24 protein-coding genes are annotated in these 26,260 nt (G+C 70.0%); 9 read left to right on the plus strand and 15 right to left on the minus strand.

Features of this window, described 5'->3' with window-relative positions; genetic code table 11:
- Nucleotides 1–172: 172 nt before the first annotated feature.
- The 4 genes from OG226_RS28210 to OG226_RS28225 form a co-directional block, all read right to left on the minus strand.
- Nucleotides 173–1,024 carry a 1,4-dihydroxy-6-naphthoate synthase gene (locus OG226_RS28210; RefSeq protein WP_328682280.1) on the minus strand — a complete coding sequence of 284 codons (852 nt, stop codon included), beginning with the start codon at nucleotides 1,022–1,024 and terminating at the stop codon, nucleotides 173–175.
- A complete protein-coding gene (locus OG226_RS28215; protein ID WP_329350417.1) occupies nucleotides 1,021–1,719 on the minus strand; it encodes a futalosine hydrolase in 699 nt (232 codons plus the stop codon). Before OG226_RS28215 ends, OG226_RS28210 begins: the two co-directional genes overlap by 4 nt.
- Nucleotides 1,689–2,153: a DUF2771 domain-containing protein gene (locus tag OG226_RS28220; RefSeq protein WP_266771202.1), complete on the minus strand. Its 465-nt coding sequence runs from the start codon at nucleotides 2,151–2,153 to the stop codon at nucleotides 1,689–1,691. The genes OG226_RS28215 and OG226_RS28220 overlap by 31 nt, the downstream gene beginning before the upstream one ends.
- A gap of 73 nt (nucleotides 2,154–2,226) precedes the next feature.
- A complete protein-coding gene (locus tag OG226_RS28225; protein ID WP_328682283.1) occupies nucleotides 2,227–3,651 on the minus strand; it encodes an MFS transporter in 1,425 nt (474 codons plus the stop codon).
- Nucleotides 3,652–4,051: 400 nt separating this feature from the next.
- On the opposite strand from OG226_RS28225, the gene OG226_RS28230 reads away from it, so the two are divergent.
- A complete protein-coding gene (locus OG226_RS28230) occupies nucleotides 4,052–4,978 on the plus strand; it encodes a DUF3027 domain-containing protein (RefSeq protein WP_328682284.1) in 927 nt (308 codons plus the stop codon).
- 16 nt (nucleotides 4,979–4,994) lie between these two features.
- Here OG226_RS28230 and OG226_RS28235 read toward each other — a convergent pair whose 3' ends face one another.
- From OG226_RS28235 to OG226_RS28245, 3 genes are all read right to left on the minus strand, one after another.
- Nucleotides 4,995–5,615 (minus strand): Uma2 family endonuclease, encoded by a 621-nt coding sequence (locus OG226_RS28235; RefSeq protein WP_329350419.1) that lies wholly within the window; start codon nucleotides 5,613–5,615, stop codon nucleotides 4,995–4,997.
- A 52-nt stretch (nucleotides 5,616–5,667) separates the two neighbouring features.
- A complete protein-coding gene (locus OG226_RS28240) occupies nucleotides 5,668–6,561 on the minus strand; it encodes a helix-turn-helix domain-containing protein (protein WP_329350420.1) in 894 nt (297 codons plus the stop codon).
- Between the two features lie 396 nt (nucleotides 6,562–6,957).
- On the minus strand, nucleotides 6,958–7,443 hold the full coding sequence (locus OG226_RS28245) for a hypothetical protein (RefSeq protein ID WP_329353533.1): 486 nt from the start codon (nucleotides 7,441–7,443) through the stop codon (nucleotides 6,958–6,960).
- Between the two features lie 387 nt (nucleotides 7,444–7,830).
- Between OG226_RS28245 and OG226_RS28250 the strand changes: the two genes are divergently transcribed.
- The 3 genes from OG226_RS28250 to OG226_RS28260 all read left to right on the plus strand — a co-directional run bounded on the left by OG226_RS28250 (nucleotide 7,831) and on the right by OG226_RS28260 (nucleotide 13,053).
- Nucleotides 7,831–10,986: a sacsin N-terminal ATP-binding-like domain-containing protein gene (locus OG226_RS28250; protein WP_329350421.1), complete on the plus strand. Its 3,156-nt coding sequence runs from the start codon at nucleotides 7,831–7,833 to the stop codon at nucleotides 10,984–10,986.
- Between the two features lie 125 nt (nucleotides 10,987–11,111).
- Nucleotides 11,112–11,891 carry a calcium-binding protein gene (locus tag OG226_RS28255; RefSeq protein WP_329350422.1) on the plus strand — a complete coding sequence of 260 codons (780 nt, stop codon included), beginning with the start codon at nucleotides 11,112–11,114 and terminating at the stop codon, nucleotides 11,889–11,891.
- Between the two features lie 217 nt (nucleotides 11,892–12,108).
- On the plus strand, nucleotides 12,109–13,053 hold the full coding sequence (locus OG226_RS28260) for a hypothetical protein (protein ID WP_328682289.1): 945 nt from the start codon (nucleotides 12,109–12,111) through the stop codon (nucleotides 13,051–13,053).
- A gap of 1,068 nt (nucleotides 13,054–14,121) precedes the next feature.
- Here OG226_RS28260 and OG226_RS28265 read toward each other — a convergent pair.
- Nucleotides 14,122–16,518 carry a cation-translocating P-type ATPase gene (locus tag OG226_RS28265; protein WP_329350423.1) on the minus strand — a complete coding sequence of 799 codons (2,397 nt, stop codon included), beginning with the start codon at nucleotides 16,516–16,518 and terminating at the stop codon, nucleotides 14,122–14,124.
- 113 nt (nucleotides 16,519–16,631) lie between these two features.
- Nucleotides 16,632–16,916 (minus strand): DUF2530 domain-containing protein, encoded by a 285-nt coding sequence (locus OG226_RS28270; protein WP_329350424.1) that lies wholly within the window; start codon nucleotides 16,914–16,916, stop codon nucleotides 16,632–16,634.
- A gap of 132 nt (nucleotides 16,917–17,048) precedes the next feature.
- On the opposite strand from OG226_RS28270, the gene OG226_RS28275 reads away from it, so the two are divergent.
- Nucleotides 17,049–18,443, plus strand: a complete 1,395-nt coding sequence (locus OG226_RS28275) for an NCS2 family permease (protein WP_329350425.1) — start codon at nucleotides 17,049–17,051, stop codon at nucleotides 18,441–18,443.
- 10 nt (nucleotides 18,444–18,453) lie between these two features.
- Here OG226_RS28275 and OG226_RS28280 read toward each other — a convergent pair whose 3' ends face one another.
- Nucleotides 18,454–18,636 (minus strand): hypothetical protein, encoded by a 183-nt coding sequence (locus OG226_RS28280; protein WP_033281377.1) that lies wholly within the window; start codon nucleotides 18,634–18,636, stop codon nucleotides 18,454–18,456.
- Between the two features lie 154 nt (nucleotides 18,637–18,790).
- On the opposite strand from OG226_RS28280, the gene OG226_RS28285 reads away from it, so the two are divergent.
- A complete protein-coding gene (locus OG226_RS28285; protein WP_026150457.1) occupies nucleotides 18,791–19,228 on the plus strand; it encodes a MarR family winged helix-turn-helix transcriptional regulator in 438 nt (145 codons plus the stop codon).
- A gap of 106 nt (nucleotides 19,229–19,334) precedes the next feature.
- Entirely contained in the window at nucleotides 19,335–20,606 is a 1,272-nt protein-coding gene (locus OG226_RS28290; RefSeq protein WP_328682295.1) for an MFS transporter, read from the plus strand.
- Nucleotides 20,607–20,658: 52 nt separating this feature from the next.
- On the opposite strand, the gene OG226_RS28295 is transcribed toward OG226_RS28290, so the two are convergent.
- On the minus strand, nucleotides 20,659–20,931 hold the full coding sequence (locus OG226_RS28295; RefSeq protein ID WP_443066915.1) for a hypothetical protein: 273 nt from the start codon (nucleotides 20,929–20,931) through the stop codon (nucleotides 20,659–20,661).
- Between the two features lie 174 nt (nucleotides 20,932–21,105).
- Between OG226_RS28295 and thpR the strand changes: the two genes are divergently transcribed.
- A complete protein-coding gene (gene thpR / locus OG226_RS28300; RefSeq protein WP_329350426.1) occupies nucleotides 21,106–21,663 on the plus strand; it encodes an RNA 2',3'-cyclic phosphodiesterase in 558 nt (185 codons plus the stop codon).
- 207 nt (nucleotides 21,664–21,870) lie between these two features.
- On the opposite strand, the gene OG226_RS28305 is transcribed toward thpR, so the two are convergent.
- From OG226_RS28305 to OG226_RS28315, 3 genes are all read right to left on the minus strand, one after another.
- Nucleotides 21,871–22,863, minus strand: coding sequence for an aldo/keto reductase (locus OG226_RS28305; protein ID WP_329350427.1), 993 nt, complete (start codon nucleotides 22,861–22,863; stop codon nucleotides 21,871–21,873).
- A gap of 44 nt (nucleotides 22,864–22,907) precedes the next feature.
- A complete protein-coding gene (locus tag OG226_RS28310) occupies nucleotides 22,908–23,408 on the minus strand; it encodes a Uma2 family endonuclease (RefSeq protein WP_329350428.1) in 501 nt (166 codons plus the stop codon).
- A gap of 118 nt (nucleotides 23,409–23,526) precedes the next feature.
- Complete coding sequence (locus OG226_RS28315) at nucleotides 23,527–24,273, minus strand: GDSL-type esterase/lipase family protein (RefSeq protein ID WP_329350429.1); 747 nt, start codon at nucleotides 24,271–24,273, stop codon at nucleotides 23,527–23,529.
- 118 nt (nucleotides 24,274–24,391) lie between these two features.
- Between OG226_RS28315 and OG226_RS28320 the strand changes: the two genes are divergently transcribed.
- Nucleotides 24,392–25,390 (plus strand): WD40 repeat domain-containing protein, encoded by a 999-nt coding sequence (locus OG226_RS28320; RefSeq protein ID WP_328682309.1) that lies wholly within the window; start codon nucleotides 24,392–24,394, stop codon nucleotides 25,388–25,390.
- On the opposite strand, the gene OG226_RS28325 is transcribed toward OG226_RS28320, so the two are convergent.
- Nucleotides 25,371–26,195: a TetR/AcrR family transcriptional regulator gene (locus OG226_RS28325; protein ID WP_329350430.1), complete on the minus strand. Its 825-nt coding sequence runs from the start codon at nucleotides 26,193–26,195 to the stop codon at nucleotides 25,371–25,373. The two genes, OG226_RS28320 and OG226_RS28325, sit on opposite strands and share 20 nt — an antisense overlap.
- Between the last annotated feature and the right edge of the window lie 65 nt (nucleotides 26,196–26,260).

Raw genomic sequence — 26,260 nt, forward strand, 5'->3', positions numbered from 1 at the left:
ACCAGGGGTCCAGGGATCCAGGAGATTCCGAGCAAGTCCGGGCCGAGGGGCGGTACCAGCCTCTCGGCCCGTGGCATGCGCGGGGGTTCTTCTTGGCGCTGGGGCGCAGCCCCCAGGGACGGCGCCCCAGTTCAGGGCAACTGGGAAGTTCAGGGCAAGCGGGGAGGGGAGTTCAGGGGAACGTGAGCGCGTCCGGTGCGAGGGCCGGTACCAGCCCCTCCGCCGCCGCCCGCGTCAGCAGACCCCGGATCGCCGCGTACCCGTCGACCCCCAGATCCGCCGTGAACTCGTTGACGTACAGCCCGATGTGCTGGTCGGCGACGCCCGGGTCCATCTCCTGCGCGTGCTCCATGACGTACGGCCGGGATGCCTCGGGGTCGTCCCAGGCGGCGCGGACCGACGTACGGACGGAGTCGGCCAGCAGGTTCAGCGCGTCCGCGCCCAACGACCGCTTCGCGATGATCGCGCCCAGCGGGATCGGCAGCCCGGTCGTGGCCTCCCAGTGCTCGCCCATGTCCGCGAGCTTGTGCAGGCCGTAGTTCTGGTACGTGAAGCGCGCCTCGTGGATGACGAGCCCCGCGTCGACCTTCCCGTCCCGCACGGCCGGCATGATCTCGTGGAACGGCATGACGACGATCTCGCCGACCCCGCCCGGGATCGTGTCCGCGGCCCAGAGCCGGAACAGCAGATACGCCGTGGACCGCTCACTCGGCACGGCGACGGTACGACCGGTCAGATCACCCGGCCCACGAGTGAGGACCAGCGGGCCGCAGCCCCTCCCCAGCGCACCCCCGCACGGCAGCAGCGCGTACTCGTCGAGGACGTAGGGCAGGACGGCGTACGACACCTTCAGCACATCCAACTCACCGCGTTCGGCCATGCCGTTGGTGATGTCGATGTCCGCGAAGGTCACGTCGAGCGCGGGCGCACCCGGCACCCGGCCGTGCGCCCAGGCGTCGAAGACGAACGTGTCGTTGGGGCAGGGGGAGAAGGCGATCTGCAGGGGCTCGGTCAACGGGGTCATACCTGTCTCCAACTCTCCAGTACGGGCGCGCACTTCCCGAATCCCTCCGTCAGGGCCGCGAGCGCGTCGCCGATGCGCCAGGCGGTGCGGTCGCGCGGGCCGACGGGGTTGGAGACCGCGCGCAGTTCCAGGACGGGGATGCCGTGGGCGGCGGCGGCCTCGGCGACGCCGAAGCCCTCCATCGCCTCCGCGAGGGCGCGGGGGTGGCGGGCCCGGAGTTCCGTGGCGCGGGCGGCCGTTCCGGTCACCGTGGAGACGGTGAGTACGGCTCCGGTGCGCGCGCCGGACGCGACCGCGAGGTCTCGTACGAGTGCACTCGGCGGACGGTGGGTGACGGTCCCGAAGCCGAGCTCGGTCACCGGGACGAATCCGTCCGGGGTTTCCGCGCCCAGGTCGGCCGCGGTGATCTCGTCGGCGATCACGAGGGAGCCGACGGGCGCCTCGGGCTGGAAGCCGCCGGCGATCCCGGCGGAGACGACGAGGGCGTACGGGGTACCGGCGAGGGCGGTGGCCGTAGCGGCGGCGGCAGCGGCGGGACCCACCCCGGCGGCGATGACATCGACCCGGCTGTCCTTCGTGAACGCCCGTGCCACCGCGTCCCGTTCGGCGGGGACGGCGGTGGCGACGAGAATCCGTACGGAGGACGGTGTGGACGCGGACGTGGTCAGGAGTCCTTCTTGAACTTGAAGGACCACAGGCCCTTGACCGTCTTGTCGCCCTCCTTGATGGAGACGACGGTCGAGTTGCCGGTCGCGCCGTACTGGGTGTTGAAGAACACGCTGCCGGGGATCGTGCGGTACGTCTTCTTGCTGGAGTCGGTCAGCGGCTGACCGTTCATCAGGATCGTCCAGCCGTTGTCGGCGATCTTCGGGTCGACACCGAAGCGCACGGTGTCGTCCGGGTCGACCGAGATCGACGTGGAGGCCTTCAGGCACTTCGGCAGGTCCGCGGTCTTCACCGCGTCGCCGTCGTTGTAGCAGGTGGCCTCGGTGTGGACCGAGTTCCTCCCGACGGTGATCGTCGAGATCGGCGTCGGCTTGTCGCACGCCGACAGGACGAGCAGTCCGGCGGAAACGGCGCCGGCGGCGGCGACGGCGCGGCGGCGTCGCACAGCGGATTGCATGGTCATGGGGCGAAGGCTATCGGGCCCGTCCGGTACTCCCCCCACGTGGGGTGCGGCGCGGCGGGCCGGGTGGTGCGGGTTAGGCCACTCGCGGGCGTCCACCGGCCCCGTGCCGGGCCGAGGCGAGCAGTCCGCGCAGGGTGGTCAGCCAGCCCAGGGCGATGACCGCGGCGGCGAGGGTGAAGCCGAGGGCGCCGTTCAGCGGCATGACGATGCCGATCGCGCCGCCGAGCACCCAGGCCATCTGGAGCATCGTCTCGGAGCGCGCGAACGCCGAGGTCCGCACCAGCTCGGGCACGTCCCGCTGGATCAGCGCGTCCAGGGACAGTTTCGCCAGCGCCTGGCAGAACCCGGCCGTGGCCGCGAGACAGGCCACCAGCACGGCCCCGAAGAAGATCGCGGCGGTGATGGCCGCGCCCAGCACCAGCGCGACGACGGTCACGATGATGAGTTCCGGTGCCCGCTGCCGCAGCCAGGAACCGACCGCCGTGCCGAGCGCGTTGCCCACGCCCGCCGAGACGGCGACGATGCCCAGTGACACGGCCGCGCTCTGCCCGGTCATCGGGTGCTCGCGCAGCAGGAACGCGAGGAAGAAGGTCAGGAACCCGGAGAGCCAGCGCAGCGCCGCGTTGGCGCCCAGCGCGTGGGTGACGGCGATGCCGACCGTGCGCAGCCCCGGACGCTTGACCTCCTTGGGATGCGGGCCGTGCAGATGGTCCTCGTCGGCCGCGAGCAGCGCCGTGTCCTCGCCCTTGGCCGAGTCGACCTTGGGGTCCAGGAAGAAACACAGGACCGTACCCGCGACGAAGATCACGAAGGCGCCGTAGAGCGGCCAGGGGTCGCCGATGGCGTGCAGACCGCCCGCGATCGGGGCGGCGACGCCGGTGGCGAGGAGCCCGGCGAGGGTGACTCTGGAGTTGGCCTTCACCAGGGAGATGCGGGGTGGCAGCAGCCGGGGCACCACGGCGCTTCTGACGACGCCGTACGCCTTCGAGGCGACCAGGGCGCCCAGGGCCGCCGGATACAGCTCCAGGCTGCCGCTGGCGACCGCGCCGGAGATGATCAGCGCGAGGAGGGCGCGGGCCAGCATCGCGGCGGCCATGGCGGCGCGCCGCCCGTGCGGAAGTTTGTCGAGCAGCGGCCCGATCACCGGCGCGAGGACGGTGAACGGAGCCATGGTGATCGCGAGATAGAGGGCGACCCGCCCCCGGGCCTCGTCGGTCGGGACGGAAAAGAAGACCGTCGAGGCGAGGGCGACGGTGATCATGACGTCGCCGGCGCCGTTCACCGCGTGCAGTTCGATGAGCCGGCCGAGGCCCGACTCGCCCGCGCCGTGGGCGTGGGTGGCCTTGCGGATGCCGCGGGCGGTACCGGTGACGGGGAAGTGCAGGGCACGACCCATCGCGCGGACGGAACCGCTCACCCGGCCCGAACCGCCACCTCGGATGTTCCCCTTCGTGCCACCGATCCCGGTGGCACCTTGGGGCGACCTCGCGGCTGCCACCCCGTCATAGTGCCCCGAGAACGGCGCCAGTAGTGCGGTTACCGCGCGTATGGAGGCGTACGGGCGTGGATTCCGAGCCGATCCACAGGTCCCCGGGGGGCCGTCGCACAGGTCTCGGTCCGGTCGCCGCGCAGCGCCCAAGAGGCTGTCGGTGTGGGCGCATGGCGCGGGAGAAGGTAGCGTGCGTAGCGCGCCGTGGCGATTGTTCTCGGCCGCGCGCCTCTCGGCCATCCCGCAGAATGGATGGCGTAGGCGTGCCCGAGCGCGATCGGGCGCGGACGTCGACGCGGCCCTCCACCAGTGCCCCCAAGGGCCTGGTACATGTCTTTCAGCCGCTCCGTCCGCTCCCTTCGTCACACCAGGCGCACCCGTGAGACGGCGTAGGAGAGAAGCGATACCTGTGAGCGCAGCGACCACGCGAAGCCGCACCCCCGACCGCCTGTGTGCCGAGGCCGTCGACCTCGCCCGTGCCGCGGCCGAGGAGGCCGCCGCACCCGGTGTGGTCGGCGAGCACGCCGGCTTCGAATCCGACGGCGACCGTGTGGTCACGCACTTCTTCGAATGCAAGGAGTTCGGCTACCGGGGCTGGCGCTGGGCGGTGACGGTCGCGAGGGCGTCCCGCGCGAAGCTGGTGACCCTGGACGAGGTCGTCCTGCTCCCCGGCCCGGACTCCCTCCTGGCCCCCGAATGGGTCCCGTGGAGCGAACGCCTCCGCCCCGGCGACATGGGCCCCGGCGACCTGCTCCCCACCGACGCGGAGGACCTCCGCCTGGAGCCCGGCTACACGGGCGAGGACGAGCCCCCGCCGAACTCGGCCGTGTCCGAGGAGATGGCGGAACTGGTCGAGTCGGAGGACGCGGAGGTGACGGCGGGCGCGCCGTCGGCTCTGCCTGTCGCGCCGACCCGCGGTTCGATCGCGGCGGTGGCGGAGGAACTGGGCATCCGCCGCGCCCGGGTCCTCTCCCGCTACGGCCTCCACGTCGCCGCCGACCGCTGGGAGGACGGCTTCGGCCCGAAGGCCCCGATGGCCCAGGCAGCGCCCGCGGCCTGTGTCAGCTGCGGCTTCCTGGTCGCGATCGGCGGCTCCCTGGGCCAGGCGTTCGGCGTCTGCGCGAACGAGTTCTCCCCGGCGGACGGCCGCGTCGTGTCCCTGGCCTACGGCTGCGGCGGCCACTCGGAAGCAGCGATCATGCCCAAACCGCCCCAGCCGCCGCCGCATGTGATCGACGAGACGATGGTCGACCCGTTCCCGCTACGGCCTGCGGCGGACTCGGGGTCGGTGTCGGTGGGCGTGGATGAGGATTCTGCGGAGTTGGGCCACTCGTAGCGGTGTGCCGGTCGGTTCACGGCTTGGGCCGGCCGGTGCCCCTGTCCTCTCCGTAGCGCGGCAGATTGTCCGTGGAGATCGTCCAGTCGGCGATAGTGACGTCCTCGCCGTAGACGAAGTCCTTGCGGGTGGCGTAGCGGGGGCCGTCGGGGGTGGCGTGGATGTCGGTGAGGACGGCGCCGGTACCGGTGCGAGGGTCGAAGACGGCGTAGGTGGGGATTCCGATCAGGGGATAGTCGCGCATCTTGCCGACCCAGTCGTTGTCCGGGTTGGAGCGGGAGACCACTTCGACGGCGGCGATGAGGGTGTGCGGGTCGATGGAGGCTTCGGTGTCCAGGTCGGTCCAGGCGATCACCATCACGTCGGGGTGACGCATGATCCCCTCGGGCTCGTCCTCCACGTCGGGAGTCCCGTTGTGAGCCAGCAACTCGTCCGGCATGGCTTTCTCAAGTCGCCGGCTGATGCGCGCTGCCGTGACCTCGTGCCGCCCTCCCGGCGACATCATGTCGTGGACGATCCCTTCCTTGGTGATCTCGAACTTGCCGGGAAGGGTGTCGTCCATGGACTGCACGACGTCCCTCATGGCCCGGTACTGGTGGGTGGCGCCCTGCTGCGCGTTGTCCGAGGCGATGGTCATGGCGCTCGCTCCTCGTGGTCTGTGCCCAGGGGCAAGGATCGTCCCCTTCATGCTAGGCGGCCCCCGGAAGATCGGTTCGGCACTCATGGCAGCGTCCTGGGGTGGGCGAGCGGAAGGCTCGGTCACAGCCGTCGCAGTTGTGGAGCGGGTGCCGTACGGCCGGTGGCGGGGCCGGGGTGCGGAACGGTGGTGGGGGCGGCAGTTGGGCCGTCAGGCGGTGGGCCAGGAGGGCTGCGGGGCGGCGCAATCCCTCGGGCGGCAGGTCCGTGGTCAGGGCATGGCGTACGGCCGTGGGGGTCACGTCCCGCTCCAGCCAGGCCGCGACTCCCGGCGCGAGGTGGGCCGTGTCGCAGGCCGACAGGAGCAGGCGGGGATCGTGCCGCCGGAGCCCCGTGAGGAGGTCCGTGGCCTGCTGGATGAGCGCGGGGGAGGGGTGGGCCGGACGCGGTACGGGCGGCAGCGCCTTGCGGGGTGCGTGCCTCTTCGGCGTACTCGGCGTACTCGCCGTACTCGGCGTCTCCGGGGCATCGCTGTCCCTACGGCCGCTGCCGGGCTGGTTGCAGGAGATCGTGCGGGTGACGATGCGGCCGTCGGGAACCCGGTGCCGTTCGCGACGCAGATAGCCGTGGGTCTCCAACTCCCGTAGCGCGGCGGCGATTCGGGTCGTGCCCTCCGGGAAACGGGCCGCCAGCGACTTGATGTCGACGCGGGACCCTGCCGGGAGCGACTGGATGTGAACGCCGAGTCCGATCGCGAGAGCCGACAGCTCCGGGTGCTGGGCGAGATGGTTGCCGATCACCGTGAAGCGGGCGGTGTGGCGGGCGTTGTCGTGCGTGAGGCCGCCGTGACCATGACCGTTGGGCCGCCGGTTCGGGTGGTTCGCGCGAGGGTTGGCGGTGTGCCGGGACTGGGCGCGCGGGGGCGCGCTAATGTCGTGCGTATCCATCGGGAAGGTGCTTTCTTCCTTGGTGGTCAGGCCCTCGCCTTGGGATTGCCGTCCCGGCGAGGGCCGTCGTATGTCTGGAGTTGTTTCTGACGTGCTGCGTCGGTGTTGCGCTGAGCGTAGATCACGCAACCTGCCCGGAATCCAGCCCAGTTGATGATGTTCACCCGGATGGGTGAATGGCGGGCCCGGCTGCCCGGAGGGTGCCCGGCTGCCGGGAGGGTGGGGTGGGGCTTGGTGATGGTCCTTTCCCTGTCGTGGTTCTTGGGAAAAGGCGCCCCTTGAACCGGAGTTCGGGTTTCTGGAGACCGGTGCGAGGTGTTGGCGGAGGGGGCGGGCGGTCACGCCTCCGCGGCGAACGGGTCGCCCAGAACACCGGCCAGCCGGATGAGCCCCGGCTTACAGCCGGTCTCCCCGCTCGGCTGGTTTCGGAGGATGCGGGCCGCCGCCGTCCTTGGCGTCCTCCTCGCAGGTTCGTCCTTGGTAGGACTGGTCGTTGGGGACCAACAGCACTCCGGCAACCTGCGCGGGGTGCTCCACGGTGAGCCAGTCGTCGCCCGTGGTGCCGCCGTTCGGCCCGAACGCCGCCGACGAGTAGACCGTCCGACACCCCAACGCCACACGCTTCTTGTCGACCGCGCAGACGTCCAACGCCGGGCCGTTGAACTCGTCGGCGCCGTCGAAGCGGAAATGGAAGTGGACCAGGTCACCTACGGACGGCTCCTGCGGATGGAGCTCAAGCCGCCAGTCGACGACCTCGGCGGTGCCCCCACGAAGCTGCCCGTACACATCCTCGACCCGCACCCTGACGCCGGCCTCACCACGCTCCACCGTCGTGTCGTCGCAGCCCCAGGTCGAAGAGCAGCCGGACCCGGCGAGAACCACCAGAACCACCAGAGCCAACGGAACACCGACAGACACCCGCACGGGAAACACTCGGACGACCCCCACTCAGAGAACCCCCACTCAGAACCCCACGCGCCCGCAGCCGCCGACGAAGCGGGAGCGGATCGTGGCGGTACGGCGCAGCCCGCCGCGTACCCGGCACCAACCCGCCCGACTCTGACAACACCAGTGGGGCCCCGCAAGCGGCGGGCTCGCCTTACCGCCACGACCCCGACCCCACCCGCACACCCGTGGGCGCACCCACGCCAACCCCCACTCACCGCAACCCCCGTCCCCACCCGCATCCCCCTCCCCACCGGCCCCGCGCCACCCCCTCCCCTCCGCGCGGTACCTTCATCGCGACGTCGATGAGGAGAGTGAACGTACGTGAGTAAGTTCGTGCGGCCCGCCGCCGAGGGTGCCGACCCGTTCGGGACCGCCCGTCTGCGGCGTGGGGTGCTCGACGCCTGGGCGACCAGCCCGGCCCGGTTCCGGGAGGACGCCAACGCCGAGGAGGACCTCGTCCTCGGCGGGTACCGGGACCGGCTCGTCGTCGAGCTCGCGCAGAACGCCGCCGACGCCGCCGCCCGCGCCGGTGTCGCCGGACGGCTCCGGCTCACCCTCCGCGACGGCGTCCTCTGCGCCGCCAACACCGGCGCCCCCCTCGACGCGACCGGCGTCGAATCCCTCTCCACCCTCCGCGCCTCCGCGAAGCGCGACGCGGGCGACAGCGCGGTCGGCCGCTTCGGCGTCGGCTTCGCCGCCGTCGTCGCCGTCACCGACGAACCCGCCGTCCTCGGACGGCACGGCGGCGTCCGCTGGTCCCTCGCCGAGGCCCGCGCCCTCGCCGACGACACCGCCCGCCACAGCCCCGGCCTCGGCACCGAGATCCGCCGCCGCGACGGCCACATCCCGCTGCTCCGCCTCCCGTTCGCCGCCGAGGGCACCGCCCCCGACTCCTACGACACGGTCGTCGTCCTCCCGCTGCGCGACACCGCCGCCGAGGACCTCGCCGAGCGCCTCCTCGGAGCCTTGGACGACGCGCTTCTCCTCGCCCTCCCGGGGCTGACCGAAGTCGTGGTCGAGGTCGGGGACCAGGAACCACGCACCCTCACCCGCCGCACCGACCGCGCCGACACGGTCGTGGACGACAGCCGGGACGGAACCACCCGCTGGCGTACGGCCGCCGCGCACGGGGAGTTGGCCAAGGAACTCCTCGCCGACCGCCCCGTCGAGGAGCGGCTGCGGCCCTACTGGTCCATCACCTGGGCCGTGCCCGTCGACAAGGACGGCACCCCGGCCCGCCCCCGCACCAGCCCCGTCGTGCACGCGCCCACCCCCAGCGACGAACCCCTGGGCGTACCGGCCCTGTTGATCGCTTCCCTCCCCCTCGACACCACCCGCCGGCACGCCGCCCCCGGCCCGCTCACCGACTTCGTCGTGGAGCGCGCGGCGGACGCGTACGTCGAACTCCTCGCCGCCTGGCGCCCGGTGACCACCGGCATCATCGACCTCGTCCCCGGCCCACTGGGCAAGGGGGAACTGGACGGCACCCTGCGCCAGGCGATCCTGAAGCGCCTGCCGCGAACGCCCTTCCTCCCGCCCGCCATCGAGCCCGCAGGTGACGACGACGACCTGCCCGAGTCGCTACGGCCCCGCGACGCCGAGGTCGTCGAGGGCGCCGGCGCCGACACCGTGCGCGTCCTCGCCGAGGTACTCCCCACCCTCCTCCCCGCCGGCCTCGAACGCCGCGTGGAACTAAGGACGTTGGGCGTCGCCCGCGTCCCCCTCACCGACGCCGTGGACCGCCTGGCGGGCCTGGAGAAGGACCCCGGCTGGTGGCGGCGCCTCTACGACAGCCTCGCGGGCGTCGACCCCGACCGGCTCACCGGCCTGCCCGTGCCGCTCGCCGGGGGCACCTCCCAGGCTTTCGGCTCTGGGGGAGGCAGGACGACGATCGGGCCACGCCACGTTCTCCTCCCCACTCCCGACTCCGCCCAGGTCGAGCCCGAAGTCCTCGCCCGACTGGGCCTGAAGGTCGCCCACCCGGACGCCACGCACCCCCTCCTGGAGAAGCTCGGCGCACTGCCCGCGACACCCCGCGCGGTGCTCACGACACCTCAGGTACGGGCCGCCGTGGCCGCCTCCCTCGACGAGGAGGGCGGGGCCATGTGGGACGAAGTCGCCCCGGACAGTGAGGAGTTGGCGGAGACCGTCCTCGCCCTCGTCCGGGACGCGGGGCTGGAACCCGGTGACGAACCCTGGCTCGGCGCCCTCGCCCTGCCCGACGAGGACGGCGAACTCGCCCCCGCCGGCGAACTGGTCCTCCCCGGCAGCCCGTTCGCCCAGGTGATGCGGGACGACGAACTGGCCTTCGTGGAAGCGGACTTGGCCGACCGCTGGGGCGAACAGCCCCTCGCCGCCTGCGGAGTCCTCGCCACCTTCGCCCTCGTCCGCGCCACCGACGTCGTCCTCGACCCGGACGAACTGGAGCCCCGCGACAGCGACTTCGCGGAACCCGACGACCCCGGCCTCCTGGACTCCGTGGACGTCTGGTCGGAAGACGTCCTCGACCGCTTCCCCGACACCCCCGTACCGCCCGTAGCCACCGAACTTGTCGCCGTACGCGACCTCGACCTCGTCGACGAGGACCGCTGGCCCCAGGCCCTCGCCCTCCTCGCCCGGCCCCCGCTCCGCGACGCGATCACCCAACAGGTCCGCATCCTCATGCCGGACGGCACCCACGAGGTCGTACGGTCCTACACGGCCTGGTGGTTGCGCGGCCACCCGGTACTCGACGGCCGCCGCCCGGCCGGCCTGCTCGCCGCAGGCGGCGACCCGCTCCTCCGCGGTCTCTATGACGAGGCCGACGCGACCGGGTTCGACGACGAACAGGTGCTCCGTGCCCTCGGCGTCCGCACCTCGGTCGCCGCCCTCCTCGACGAGCCCGGCGGCGCCGCCGAACTCCTCGACCGCCTCGCCGACCCCGACCGCGAGGTCACCGGCGCCCAACTGCACGCTCTCTACAGCGCGTTGGCCGACCTCGACCCGGAACAGGTGACCCTCCCGGACGACCTGCGCGCCGTGGTCGACGGCGAGGTGACGGTCGTGGACGCGGCGGACGCCGTGGTCGTCGACTCACCCGACCTGCTCCCCTTCACCTCCGGCACCCCCCTCCTCCCCGTACGCCCGTCCAGGGCGGCCGAGTTGGCCGACCTCTTCCAGGTCCGCCGCCTGAGCGAGTCGATCACCGGCGAGGTCACTTCCGAGGGCGCCGAGCACGACGTACCGGAATCCGTCCGGACGCTGCTGGGCCCGCTCACCCCCGCGACCTACGTCGAACACGACGAACTCGTCGTGGACGGCGTCGAGATCGACTGGCGCCGGACCCGGGACGGCGTACTGCACGCCTCGACCCTGGAAGGCGTAGCGGCCGGCCTGTCCTGGGCGGCCGGCCAGTGGCCTCGCCGCTTCGAGGTGGCGGCGCTGCTGGAAGACCCGTCGCGGACGGAGGAACTGGCCCGGGACCGGTGGTTCGACTGAGCGGGTCGACGATCTTCACGGCTGTTCCGAAAAAAGTTCACGGGTCGTACAACCATTCCCTTTCGCTGTGCATCTGATCAGCTGAGCCAATAGGCTTCACGATCACTTCTCTACCTGGGGAACCCATGCGCATGCGTGCCACCCTCGGCGTCCTGACCGGCGCCCTGGCCCTCTCCGCTCTCGCCGTGCCTGCCGCGCAGGCCGACGAGGGCCGGGGAGACACCACGATCTCGACCGTCGTGGTGAACGGCGGCAAGCCCGTCGTCGTGGGCGCGACCGCGAAGAAGACCATCACCGTCAGCTTCACGGTCAAGGACGGCTCGGGCGTCGACTGGGCGCAGGCGATCCTGTACCACGGCGCCAACATCGACTCGTCCGACAGCGGCGCCATCGCCAACGGCAGCGACGGCCGCGCCACCTGCACCAAGGTCAACGCCACGACGTCGACCTGCAAGTCGACCTTCGACCTGACGCCGCGCTCCAACCTGATCAACTCCGTGGCCGGCGGCTGGAAGGTCTGGGCGGTCGCCAGGGGCAAGGACAGCGACTACGTCCAGAAGGACAACGCGAAGACCTTCCAGGTCCAGCGCCTGTCGAAGCTCACGGCCAACGCCGCCCCGGAGCCCGTCAAGAAGGGCAAGACCATCACGGTCACCGGCAAGCTGACCCGCGCGAACTGGGACGCCGCCACCTACTCCGGTTACGCGTCCCAGCCGGTGAAGCTCCAGTTCCGCAAGAAGAGCGCCACCACGTACACCACGGTCAAGACCATCAAGACGAACTCGGCGGGCAACCTGAGCACCACCGTCAAGGCGACGGTCGACGGCTACTTCCGCTACAGCTTCGCCGGCACGTCGACCACCCCGGCCGTCAATGCCGCGGGTGACTTCATCGACGTGAAGTAGGACCCGACGCGGCCACGCCGGCCGGCGGAGTCTCCACGCTTCACCATCAGTTCGCAATACCCGCACAAATTCTCGATTCGCCGTACAACCCTCACCACGGGTCGCGAATCACAACACGTGAGCCAACAGGCTCCGCCATCACTTGGGCCCCGGCGCCGACGACGAGCCGTTCGGAACGACCAGCGCGTCGGGGCCCCCTTTCCCACTTGGGGAACGCATGCGCATAAGCGCCACCGTGGCCGCCGTCTCCGGCGCCCTGGTCCTCTCCGCCTTCGCCGTACCGGCCGCGCAGGCCGCGGGCTCCGACGCCGGCTCGTACCGCTCGGACATCGCGAAGATCCGTGAGGCCGCCCACGCCGCCTCCGGCAGGACCGCGTTCAGCAGCTCCACCGTCGCCACCCCGGCCGACGACGAGCCCTACGCCCTCAACGTCACCTTCTCCAACATCAAGGTGCACAGCGGCAAGCCGATCGTGGTCGGTGCCGCCGCCCACGTCTCCGTGCCGGTCACGTACACGCTGACGCACGGCGCCGACGTCGACATCACGGCGTCCGACTTCCTCAGCGGCCCGTACATCTACAAGGGCAGCTTCGCCACCCCGACGAACATGCTGTTCGGCGACGACGCGGGCACCTGCACGGTCACCTCGGCGACCACCGCCTCCTGCAAGGCCACGCTCGACATCTACCCGGGTGACGGCGAGCTGTCGAACACCGACGCCGGTGCCTGGAAGGCCGGTGCCGAGGCCATCGCGCTGAACGGCCAGGACCCGACGAGCAGCACCTTCGACATCACCAAGGTCGGCCTCGCCGACCAGGGCAACTTCGCCTCCCCGAACGTCCAGCGCCTGTCCAAGCTGACGGTCAACGCCGCCCCGGAGCCCGTGAAGAAGGGCAAGACCATCACGGTCACCGGCAAGCTGACCCGCGCGAACTGGGACGCCAACAACTACACCGGCTACTCCACCCAGCCGGTGAAGCTCCAGTTCCGCAAGAAGAACGCCACCACGTACACCACGGTCAAGACCATCAAGACCACCTCCAACGGCAGCCTGAAGACCACCGTCAAGGCCACGGTCGACGGCTACTTCCGCTACAGCTTCGCAGGCACCTCGACCACCCCGGCGGTCAACGCCACGGGCGACTACGTCGACGTGAAGTAGCAGCACCCAAAAGCAGCTGCCGCGCCCCAGTTTCCGGGGCGCGGCAGCTGCATTTGGAGGCACGGCCTCAAGAACAGGGGTGCGGCGAGCTGCTGTTATGGGCGCGCGCCCGAGAAGAGGGGCGCGGCAGCCGCTTTTAGGGGGCGAGGGTTTCAGAACAGCGATGCGGCGAGCTGCTTTCAAGGGCGCGCGCCTGAGAACAACGGTGCGGCGAGCTGCCTTTAAGGGCGCGCGCTTAAGGCCAGGGGTGCGGCGGCTGCCTTTAAGGGCGCGGGCTTAAGAACAGGGGTATGGGGAGCTGCTGTTATGGGCGCGCGCCTGAGAAGAGGGGTGCGGCAGTTGCTTTTAGGGGGCGGGGGTTTCAGAACAGCGGTGCGGTGAGCTGCTTTCAAGGGCGCGCGCCTGAGAACAACGGTGCGGCGAGCTGCCTTTAAGGGCGCGCGCTTAAGGCCAGGGGTGCGGCGGCTGCCTTTAAGGGCGCGGGCTTAAGAACAGGGGTATGGGGAGCTGCTGTTATGGGCGCGCGCCTGAGAAGAGGGGTGCGGCAGTTGCTTTTAGGGGGCGAGGGTTTCAGAACAGCGATGCGGCGAGCTGCTCTTAAGGCCGCGCGCCTAAGCACAACGGTGCGGCGAGCTGCCTTTAAGGGCGCGCGCCTGAGGCCAGGGGTGCGGCGGCTGCCTTAAGGGCGCGGGCTTAAGAACATGGGTGCAGCGAGCTGCTCTTATGGGCGCGCGCCCGAGAAGTGGGGTGCGGCAGCTGCTTTTAGGGGGCGCGGGTTTCAGAACGGCGCTGCAGCGAGCCGCATTTAGGGGCGCGCGCGCCTAAGAACGGCGTCGCGGCAGCCGCCTTTAAGGGGCGCGGGGAACTGCGCGACCAGCCCCCACCGGCCCGCACCCGACGAACTCGCCGCCACCGCCCCGCACCCGACGAACCACGCCCCCACCGGCCCGCACTCGACGAACTCGCCGCCACCGCCCCGCACTCGACGAACCACGCCCCCACCGCCCCGCACTCGACGAACTCGCCCCCACCGCCCCGCACCCGACAAACCACGCCCCCACCCCCCACTCAAGCCACCCCCCGCCGATCAACCAACCTCCACACCAGCTCCAACGCCACCCCCGCCACCCCCGCAATCCCCACAGCGATCCACGGCATGGTCACCCCCACCAACTTCAGCGCGAAGAAATGCTGAAGCCACGGCACGATCAGCACGACCACGAACGCGGCCCCCATCGAGGCGACCAGAGCCACCCGCCACCACGTGTACGGCCGCGCAATAATCGCCAGCACCCACATGGAGATCAGGAACAGGGTCAAGGTCGCGGCACTGGTCTCCGCCCCCAACGCCCCCTTCCCCGCGTAGTGGTGACGGGCGATCAGATACGTGACGAAGGTCGCGGCCCCGGCGATCACACCCCCCGGAATCGAATACCGCATCACCCGCCGCACAAAATGGGGTTTCGCCCGCTCCGTGTTGGGCGCCAACGCGAGAAAGAACGCCGGAACCCCGATCGTCAACGTGGACAACAGCGTCAAGTGCCGCGGCAGGAACGGATATTCGACCCGCCAGCACACCACCAGCACCGCCAACAACACCGAGTACACGGTCTTGACCAGAAACAGCGTCGCCACCCGAGTGATGTTCCCGATCACCCGCCGCCCCTCGGCGACGACCGAAGGCAACGTGGCGAAGCTGTTGTTGAGCAACACGATCTGCGCGACGGCCCGGGTCGCCTCGGACCCCGACCCCATGGAGACACCGATGTCCGCGTCCTTCAACGCGAGGACGTCATTCACTCCGTCCCCGGTCATCGCGACCGTGTGCCCGCGAGACTGCAACGCCCCCACCATGTCCCGCTTCTGCTGCGGAGTGACCCGCCCGAACACCGTCCCTTCGTCGAGGGACTTCGCCATCTCCTCCTGATCCGAAGGCAGTTGACGGGCATCCACGACCTGCCCGCTGAGCCCCAGCTTCCCGGCCACCGCGCCCACGGACACCGCGTTGTCCCCGGAGATGACCTTCGCGTGCACATCCTGCTCGGCGAAGTAGGCCAACGTCTCCGCCGCGTCGGGCCGCAACCGCTGCTCCAGCACCACCAACGCCGTCGCCTCGGCCTCCCGCGCGACCTCGGGATCGTCCAGCTCACCGGAGATTCGGGCCAGCAACAGCACCCGCAGACCCTCCTCGTTGAGCCGCCCGGTCTCCGCCAGCGCGGGATCATCCGCACCCAGCAGCACATCGGGTGCCCCGAGCAACCACGTACTCGACTCCCCGGCCCCCTCACTGAACGACGCCCCGCTGTACTTCCGCGCCGACGAGAACGGCAGCGACTCCACGCACCGCCACTCCCCGCTGTCCGGGTAGGCGGTGATGATCGCCTGAAGCGACGCGTTCGGCCGCGGGTCCGACTCGCCCAACGCGCCCAGGACTTTGCGTACGTACGTTTCGTCGGCCCCGCCGAGCGGGCGCAGCTCGGTGACGTCCATGCCACCCTCGGTCAGCGTGCCCGTCTTGTCGAGGCAGACCGTGTCGACGCGGGCGAGGCCCTCGATGGCCGGAAGCTCCTGGACGAGGCACTGTTTCCGGCCAAGCCGGATGACACCGATCGCGAAGGCCACCGAGGTGAGAAGGACCAGCCCCTCCGGGACCATCGGGACGATCCCGCCCACCGTCCGCGCGATGGAGTCCTTGAACCCGTGCTGTTTGACGACCAGTTGGCTGATGACCAGGCCGATCGCGGTCGGGATCATCATCCACGTCACGTACTTGAGGATCGTGGAGATACCGGTCCGCAGTTCGGAGTGGACGAGCGTGAACCGCGAGGCCTCCTCGGCGAGTTGGGCCGCGTACGCCTCACGCCCCACCTTCGTCGCCTCGAACGCGCCACCGCCGGCGACCACGAAACTCCCCGACATGACCGCGTCCCCCGGCCGCTTGACCACCGGGTCCGCCTCACCGGTGAGCAGCGACTCGTCGATCTCCAGCCCGTCGGCCTCGACGCACTCCCCGTCGACGACGACCTTGTCACCGGGCCCGATCTCGATGAGATCCCCCAGCACGATCTCGGAGGTGCTCACCTCCACGGCCGCCCCGTCGCGCCGTACCGTCGGCTTCGACTCGCCGATCACCGCGAGGGAGTCGAGGGTCTTCTTCGCCCGCCACTCCTGGAAGACCCCGATCCCGGTGTTGGCGATGATCACGTACCCGAACAGGCTGTCCTGGACCGGCGCCACGAACAGCATGATCAGCCACAGCACGCCGATGATCGCGTTGAACCGGGTGAAGACGTTCGCGCGCACGATCTCGCCGAGCGAACGGCTGCTGCGCACCGGGACGTCGTTGACCTCCCCGCGCGCCACCCGCTCCGCGACCCCGGCGGCGGTGAGTCCACGTGCCCGCGCCGGAGGGATGGGCACGGGGTGCACAGGATCGAGTTCGGCGCCCGCGTCGGTGTGCGTCATGCATTCGACGGTACGTGCGGTTTTACGGCTTCACCCGCCGAGTGCCCGGAAGATCCGACCACGGGAGGACGGTGGGCGGGGCTGGCTGATGCCCCGGGTGGAGAGGAGCCTCATCACTCCGCAGCGGAGGAGGGGGTCTCCGTGGCCGAAGCGGCGGCGGCCATGCGCTTGAGGGCGGCGTCGCGCCCCCGGACGTACCAGATACCGATCAGCCCGAGCCCGGCCCCGGCCAGGCAGGTCCACAGCCACCACAGATGCCCGTGGTCGTCGAACCAGCCGTAGAAGGGGAGCTGTACCAGGAAGAGGACGAACCAGAGGAGGGTGAGGCCGATGATCGTCGGGACGATCGGGCCCTCAAGGGGCTCCGGTGCCTCGTGTGTCGGTGTCCACTTCGCCATGCCCCCAGCTTACGAGGCGACACAAGGCCCGTGGATCTCCGTGTGTCTACGCGCGGAGATAGCGCCTGACGTCTTCATATGTTCATACTGAAACGGTTTCCGTCTGTCCACTTCTGCTCGTAGGAACATCCAATGCCGACCGCCCTGGACCGCTACTTCAAGATCTCCGAACGGGGCAGCACGCTCCCCCGTGAGATCCGGGGCGGCTTCGCCACCTTCTTCGCGATGGCGTACATCATCGTGCTCAACCCGATCATCCTGGGCAGCGCGAAGGACATGTACGGGCACCACCTGGACAACGGCCAGCTGGTCACCGCCACGGCCGTGACGGCCGCGTTCACCACCCTCCTCATGGGTGTCATCGGCAACGTGCCGATCGCGCTGGCCGCCGGACTCGGTGTGAACTCCGTCGTCGCCCTCCAGCTCGCGCCCCGCATGACGTGGCCGGACGCGATGGGCATGGTCGTGCTGGCCGGCCTGGTCGTGATGCTGCTGGTCGCCACCGGGCTGCGCGAGCGCGTGATGAACGCGGTGCCGTACGGACTGCGCAAGGCCATCTCGATCGGTATCGGCCTGTTCATCATGCTGATCGGGCTCGTGGACTCCGGGTTCATCTCCCGCATCCCGGACGCCGCCCAGACCACCGTCCCGCTCCAGCTCGGCGCCGACGGCCACCTCAACGGCTGGCCGGTCCTCATCTTCATCCTGGGCGTCCTGCTCACCCTCGCGCTGATCGTCCGCAAGGTGTCCGGCGCGATCCTCATCTCCATCGTCACGATGACCGTCCTCGCGCTGATCGTGAACGCGGTCGCGACGATCCCCTCCTGGGGCCTGACCACCCCGAAGTGGCCCGGGAACCCGGTCGCCACCCCGGACTTCGGCCTGATCGGCAAGTTCAGCCTGTTCGGCGGCTTCTCCAAGGTCGGCGTGCTGACCGGTGTCCTCTTCGTCTTCACGGTCCTGCTGTCGTGCTTCTTCGACGCGATGGGCACGATCATGGGCATCAGTGACGAGGCCAGGCTGACCGACGGCGAGGGCAACATGCCCGGCATCAACAAGGTCCTCTTCGTCGACGGCATCGCGGTCGCGGCCGGCGGTGCCAGCTCGTCCTCCGCGACCACCTGCTTCGTGGAGTCCACGGCGGGTGTCGGCGAGGGCGCCCGCACGGGCTTCGCGAACGTCGTCACGGGCGCGCTCTTCGCCGTAGCGCTGTTCCTCACGCCGATCGCCACGATGGTCCCGTCCCAGGCGGCCACCCCCGCGCTGCTCGCGGTGGGCTTCCTGATCCTGGCGGGCTCCGTCAAGGAGATCGACTGGGCCGACCACACGATCGCGATCCCGGCCTTCATCACGATGGTGATGATGCCGTTCACCTACTCGATCACCAACGGCATCGGCATGGGCTTCATCACGTTCGTGGTGCTACGGCTGGTGGCGGGCCGGGGCCGGGAGGTCCCGGTGCCGATGTACGTCGTAGCGGCGGTGTTCGGGTTCTACTACCTGATGCCGGCGCTGGGTCTCACCTGATCGGGCCGGGTCACGTGACCCCGTAGAACTTCTCCGTCTCCTCGACCGCGGTCTGGAACCGCTCGTCGAAGTCGTCCCGGATGAGCGTCTGGACCACATAGTCCTGGACGCTCATTCCCCTTTTCGAGGCATGGTCCCGGAGCCGTTCGAGCAGCTCCCCGTCTATCCGCAGGCTGAGCACGCTGGTCCCCATAGGGACGAGGGTCCGGGGCGGTTCCGCGTGGTGCGTGACGTTCCGCGCCGGTATCACTCATATGGGTGACGGAAGGGTTCAGTGGTCAGGGTCACGGGCATCCCGGCGTGTCGCCATTGGTCTTTAGCGAGAGTAATGAGTTACGCTAAAGAACATGCCGGACCTAACCCATGGCGACGACGCTGCCGCTGTGAACTCCTTGCGATCAGCCGTGATGCGGTTGTCCCGTCGACTCAAGCACCAGCGGGTCGACGAGTCACTGAGCCCCACCGAGATGTCGGTGCTCGGCACCCTGTCCACCTGCGGCAGCGCGACCCCTGGCGAGCTCGCTCGCAAGGAGCATGTGCAGCCGCCCTCGATGACCCGCATCGTGGCGCTGCTCGAAGCGAAGGGTCTGGTCCAGCTGGAGCCGCACCCCGAGGACCGGCGCCAGAAGGTCGTCACCAAGACCCCCCAGGCCGAGGCGATGCTCGAAGAGAGCCGCCGCAAGCGCAACGCGTTCCTGGCCGGCCTGGTCGACGGCCTCGACGAGGACGAGTGGGCGAAGATCGTCGCCGCCGCCCCCGTGCTGGAGAAACTCGCACATCTGTAAATCCCCCTAGCCTGGAGGCGACCTTTTGAGTTCGGGACCCGGAGCAGACTCCGCCCCCGCGCCAGCCACCCCCGACTCCCCGCCCACCCCACCTGGTAAGTCCTCGATGTTCAGCTCGCTGAAGATCCGGAACTACCGGCTGTTCTTCATCGGCCAGGTCGTCTCCAACACCGGCACCTGGATGCAGCGCATCGCCCAGGACTGGCTGGTCCTCAGCCTCACCGGCTCCTCCGCCGCCGTAGGCATCACGACCGCCCTCCAGTTCCTGCCGATGCTGCTTTTCGGGCTCTACGGCGGTGTCCTCGTCGACCGGCTGCCCAAGCGCCCCACGCTGCTCGTCACGCAGTCCGCGATGGCCCTCACCGGCCTCGCCCTCGCCTTCCTGACCCTCTCCGGCCACGTCCAGGTCTGGCACGTCTACGTCGCCGCCTTCGCCGTCGGCCTCGCCACGGTCGTCGACAACCCGGCCCGCCAGTCCTTCGTCTCCGAGATGGTCGGCCCCGAGCAGCTGCAGAACGCGGTCAGCCTGAACTCGGCGAACTTCCAGTCCGCCCGCCTGGTCGGCCCCGCCGTCGCGGGCGTCATGATCACCGGCGTCGGCACGGGCTGGGCGTTCCTCTTCAACGGCCTGTCCTTCGTGGCCCCGTTGGCGAGCCTGTTCCTGATGCGCAACCGCGACCTGCACTCCGTCCAGCGCGCCCCGCGCGGCAAGGGCCAGCTCCGCGAGGGCCTGCACTATGTCGCCGGCCGCCCCGACCTGATCTGGCCGATCGTCCTCGTCGGCTTCATCGGCACGTTCGGCTTCAACTTCCCGGTGTGGCTGTCGGCCTACGCGGACGACATCTTCCACGCGGGCGCCGGAGCGTACAGCCTCTTCAACACCCTGATGGCGGTCGGCTCCCTGATCGGAGCCCTGCTCGCCGCCCGCCGGGGAACCACCCGCCTCCGCGTCCTGATCGCGGCGGCTGCGGCGTTCGGCATCCTTGAGGTGGTGGCCGCGGTGGCCCCCTCCTACTGGCTGTTCGCCCTCCTCATGATCCCGATCGGCATCTTCGGCCTGACGGTCAACGTCACGGCCAACACCGCCGTCCAGATGGGCACCGATCCGGCCATGCGTGGCCGCGTCATGGCCCTGTTCATGATGGTCTTCATGGGCGGTACGCCGGTGGGCGCACCGATCGTCGGCTGGATCACCGACGCCTACGGCCCCCGGGTGAGCTTCGCCCTCGGCGGCGTCATCGCGGCCGTCGCCGCGGCCACGATCGGCGTGATCCTGGCCCGCATCGGCGACCTGCGCCTGTCGTTCGACTGGAACCACGGCCATCCGAGCGTGGCCTTCGTCCCACGCGAGCGGGACCAACTGGCAACGGCGGCCTGAGAGTTGGCAACGGCGGCCGGAGAGTCGGGGGCGCGGCCCGGAGGGTGACGGTTTACACCCTCCAGGCCGGCACCTGTCCCGGCCACCGGTCGTTCCCGACGAACGCCTCGGTGGCCGTGAACCCGTTGCTCTCGTCATAGGCGACGAGCTTGCGGTCGTCCCCCGCGTGCGCGAGCAGTGCCCTGCCGACGCCGTAGCCCTTGAACCGCCGGCCGGAACGCCGCCGACCTCGGCGATGCAGGGCGAGCCCTGCGCCACGGCCCTCGGATTCTCCGACCACGGCGTGCTGCCCCACTGCCCGGTACGCCCCTGCGCTGTCGAACATGCCGAGTATCGCGGGGATGTCGTCGGGCCACCGTCTCTGATGCTGATGCTCGTGTCGGTCTCCATCGCAGCAGGCCAGGGGTCCGAAAAGGCTGTGCTCTGAACTAACCGTCCAAGTGCGGCAGACCGGTTAGTCCAGGACACACACCTTGGGAAGTGGTGGAAGGCTGGCCCCATGAGACTCTTCGCGGCGCTGCTGCCGCCCGAGGACGTACTGGCCCAACTCGGCACGGCCGTCGACGAGTTGCACGGCCTCCCGGGTGCGGACGGCCTCCGCTGGACGGCCCGCCCGGGTTGGCACCTCACGCTCGCCTTCTACGGCGAGGTCGACGAGGACGCCGTACCCGAACTGTCGGCCGCCCTGGAGCGCACCGCGCGCCGGACCGAACCCTTCGGGCTGGCGGTGCGCGGCGGCGGGCAGTTCGGGGACGGGCGGGCGCTGTGGGCAGGGGTGGCGGGAGACGCGACGGCCCTACGACACCTCGCGGAGCGCTGCGAGGAGGCCACGGCGACGCGGGAACACCGGCGGTACCGCGCCCACCTCACCGTGGCGCGCGGCCGGGAGGCCATGGACGTACGGCCGTATCTCGACCGGCTCGACGACTTCGCGAGCCGCGAGTGGACGGCGGACGAACTGGTCCTCGTCCGCAGCAACCTGCCGAGGTCCGGTGTGCCGGGGGAACAGCCCCGGTACGAGGCGGTCGCCCGCTGGGCGCTGTCGGCGGCCGGTTAGGCTCGGGTACGTGGACCCGAAAACCCGGAACCGGATCATGGCCGGTGTGCTTGTGCTGCTGTTCGTCGTCGTGGGGCTGGCTGCCGCGCTCGGTAAGTGAGGGCGGGCGGGGCGTGGGGGACTGCGCGACCGTGGCCGGGTGCGGGCTGTATGTGGCTGGTCGCGCAGTTCCCCACGCCCCTGAAGGGGCGCCTGCCTCAACGGCGTTTACCAGGCGAAGGCCTCCGGCGACGGACCCGGCCCCGGGAAGATCTCGTCAAGTGACCCGAGAAGTTCCTCGCTCAACTCCAGCTCTACGGCCCTCAGCGCGCTGTCGAGCTGTTCGGCGGTGCGCGGACCCACGATCGGGCCGGTGACGCCCGGGCGAGTCAGCAGCCAGGCCAGGGCGGCTTCGCCGGGTTCGATGCCGTGCTTTTCGAGGAGGTCCTCGTAGGCCTGGATCTGGGCGCGTGAGGTCGGATTGGCCAGGGTGTCGGCGGCCCGGCCGCTCGCCCGGCGTCCGCCCGAGACCTCCTTCTTGATGACCCCGCCGAGGAGACCGCCCTGCAGCGGGGACCAGGGGATGACCCCGAGGCCGTACTCCTGCGCGGCCGGGATGACCTCCATCTCGGCGCGCCGCTCGGCGAGGTTGTAGAGGCACTGCTCGCTGACGAGCCCGATGGTGCCGCCGCGGCGCGCGGCGATCTCGTTGGCCTGGGCGATCTTGTAACCGGGGAAGTTCGAGGAACCGACGTAGAGGATCTTGCCCTGCTGGATGAGGGTGTCGATCGCCTGCCAGATCTCCTCGAAGGGGGTGGCCCGGTCGACGTGGTGGAACTGGTAGATGTCGATGTAGTCGGTCTGCAGCCGCTTGAGGCTGGCGTCGACGGCCCGCCGGATGTTCACGGCGGAGAGCTTGTCGTGGTTGGGCCAGGCGTCGCCGTCCGCGCCCATGTTGCCGTAGACCTTGGTGGCGAGGACCGTCCTGTCGCGGCGACCGTCGCCCTTCGCGAACCAGGTGCCGATGATCTCCTCGGTACGGCCCTTGTTCTCGCCCCACCCATACACATTGGCGGTGTCGAAGTAGTTGATGCCCGCGGCCAGTGCCGCGTCCATGATCGCGTGGCTGTCCGGCTCATTCGTCTGCGGTCCGAAGTTCATCGTGCCGAGGACCAGTCGGCTGACCTTGAGGCCTGTGCGTCCGAGCTGCGTGTACTTCATGAGTACCTAGCCAACGACTTCGAGTGCGCTCTATGCAAGGGGGGTCAGTCGCGGGGGAAGTCGGCGGTGCTGAGGGTGAGACCGACCACGGTGCCGGTGAGATCCATGTCGTCCCCGAACGCCACCTTCGTCTCCGTCGCGTAGTCGTCGCCCTTGGGGTGGGTGTAGACGTGGCAACGCCCCTGGTGCGGGTCGGCGATGACGTAGACGGGGACCTCGGCGAGGGCGTACGCGGCCTTCTTCGGGCCGTAGTCGTTGGCGGCGGTGCCCTTCGAGATGACCTCGGCGACGAACTCGACGTCCTGGTGCTGCCCGTATCCCTCGGGGCTCTTCTGCATGCCGAACTTGTCCTCCAACGCCCTTACGACCCTGCGGATGATCTCCCAGTGGGTGTCCCGCTGCGGCGACATGTAGATGTTCCCCCCGACGATCTCGACCCTGATTCCCTCGGGGATGGGCATTTTCTCAAGCCACTCGAACATGACATCAAGAGTCAGCTCGCCGCTTACCTCGGCCATCGCGATCCTGTCTTCACGGACGGTCATCGTGGCGCTCCTCGCCGGCCGCCCTCCACACAAGTGCAGCCGCGCGGTTCAACGATACGCACGGTGACCGGGATGCGTAGTGATCACGCCATCGACCGACGTGCTCACGTCCCCCGGCTCAGCGGCGGGCCGACCGCCTCAACGAGGAGTGGTGCGCCCGGTGTTGGGTGCTGTCGTCCTCGGCCGGGGCGTCCTCGCCGTACTCCCCACCCACCCCCCACGCCTGATGCATCGCCCCCGCGAACGCCCCCGTGATCTTGTGCTCGCCGGACGCGTTCGGGTGGGTGCCGTCGTACGTGTCGTGGGTGACGTCGTACGAGTCCGGGAGGGAGGCCAGGAGGAGGGGGGAGCGGGGGGCGTCGAGGTCGGCGACCGCCTTCGCCTGGAGTTCGTTGAAGAGGGCGACCTCGGTGGCGAAAGGGGCGTCGGTCTCGGCGCGGACGTTCGGGATCACCGGGAGGAACACCATGCGGACGGACGGTCTCGCGATGCGGGCCGCCGCCACGAAGGACCGCATGTTGTCGGCCGTCTGCGTCGCGTTCGTGTAGAAGCCCAGGTCGATCAGGCCGAGGGAGACCAGGAGCACGTCCGCCCGGTGCGCGCGGACCGCCTCGCCGATCAGCGGGGCCATGTGCAGCCAGCCCTCGCCCCAGCCGGCCAGGTGGAAGTGCGGGAAGTCGGGGTCGGCGTACTCGTACGACGTGGGCGTGTCCGTCGCCTTGTCGTACAGCGTCTCGCGCGGGCCGACCACGGCGAACGGGCCGCCGTAGGTCGCGCGCAGGTGCTGCCACATCCGGTAACGCCATGTGTGTTCGCCCGCGCTCCCGATCGTCATGGAGTCGCCTACGGGCATGAACCTGAGCATCCGCTCATGATGGACGATCAACCACCGAGGGATGGAACGGGTGGGGTGTGAGGCCCACCACGCCCGGCCCGCCACAGCACTCTCCGTTCCGCGCCGCACGGGATGGCAGGCTTGGGGCATGCGTCGCTTCCTCGCGTTCCTCGGTGCCGGCCTCCTCGTCGGCGCGCTCGCCCTGCCCGCAGCCGCAGCACCCTCCGACGACGGTGACGGCAAGGGCGACAAGGGGTTCACGATCACCGACTCCCGGATCACCGAGTCCAGCGGGCTCGCCGCCTCGCACCTCCACCCCGGCATCTACTGGACGCACAACGACAGCAACGACGGCCCGTACATCTACGCCGTCGACAGCGGCACCGGCAGGACGGTCGCCACGGTCACCTTCAGCGGGGTCGGCAAGCCGCGCGACGTCGAGGCGATCTCCATCGGGCCGCACAACGAGATCTACGTCGGCGACATCGGCGACAACCTCGACGGGACCTGGCCGTACGTCTGGATCTACAAGCTGCCCGAGCCGAAGGTGCTCAAGGACCAGACGATCCGGGCGACGCAGTACGTCGTGAAGTACTCGGACGGCGCCCGCAACGCCGAGTCGCTGATCGTGCACCCCAAGACCGGGCGCGTGTACATCATCGACAAGAAGGAGGACGGCGGGCATCTGTTCGAAGGGCCCGCCAAGCTCTCCTCCTCCGGCACCAACTACTTCAAGCCCATCGCCGCCGTCGACCTCTGGGCCACCGACGCCGCCTTCTCCCCCAACGGCCAACAGCTCGCCGTACGCGGCTACTTGGGCGGTATCTACTACGACTGGAACGGCGGGAGGATCAAGCGCGAGGGGCGCCTCGACGTACCGTTGCAGGGGCAGGGGGAGTCCGTCAGTTACTCGGCCGACGGCACCAAGCTGATGTACGGGAGCGAGGGCACCGACAGTCCGGTGCAGGCGGAGGACGCGCCCGGGGGTGGCTCGGACTCCTCCAAGTCGCCCTCCGGTGGCGGGAGTTCGGCGAGCGGTGACAGCGGCGGCGGCTCCGGGAGCAATGTGAAGATCGGCGCCCTGGCCATTGTGGTCGTCGGCGGGGCGCTGTTCGGACTACGGCGCCTCACGCGTCGTAGGAGCTGAACCCGCCCGTTTTCGAGGCCTGTTGGCCCTCGCCGCGCTGTCGGACCACGACCTCCAGCCCGTCCAGGATGCGCCCGAGCCCGAACTCGAAGTGGTCGAAGCCGGCGGTGAAGGTGTCGGGGGAGAGGGACGCGAGCGTCGGGTACGCGCCGGTCGCCATCGCCTTCTCCAGCGCCGGGACCTGGGCGCCGTAGAACTCCGCGTCGGTCAGACCGGTGCTGCGGGCCGCCTCCTCCTGGTGGACCTGGGTGCGGGCGGCGCCGACGACGTAGCCGTCGATCATGACGACCGTCGAGACGAGTTCCGGGTCGGTGAGGCCCATCGGGCGGATGCGGCCGAGCAGGTGTTCCAGGGTGGCGAGGGCGCGGGGGCCGAGCAGCGGGCGGGACTGGTTGACGCGCAGCAGCCAGGGGTGGCGGCGGTGGACGGCGAGCGCCTCGCGGGCGGCTGACTCCAGCGCGGTACGCCAACTGCCGCTGCCCGTACCTTCGTCGGGGCCGTCCGGGAAGCGGACGCGGTCCAGCATCAGGTCGAGGAGTTCGGCCTTGCCGGGGACGTACCGGTACAGGGACATCGCGCCGGTGCCGAGGTCGGTGGCGACCCGGCGCATGGATACGGAGTCCAGCCCCTCCTCGTCCGCGATGCGGATGGCCGCGTCCACGATCCGGTCGACGGACAGGCCGGGCTTGGGGCCCCGGCTGGGGCGGGGACCGGTGTCCCAGAGGAGTTCGAGGGTGCGGCCGATGTCACCGCTGCCGCTGGACTCCGTCGAGTGGGAGGTCGGATTGGGGGGCCTGCTCGTCATGCGGGGGAGTCTAGGTCGCCGTGCGAAAACCGAGTACACCGTACGCGCAATCGGATACGGTGCAC

The organism is Streptomyces sp. NBC_01261 (genome assembly GCF_036226385.1).
Taxonomy (GTDB): Bacteria; Actinomycetota; Actinomycetes; order Streptomycetales; family Streptomycetaceae; genus Streptomyces.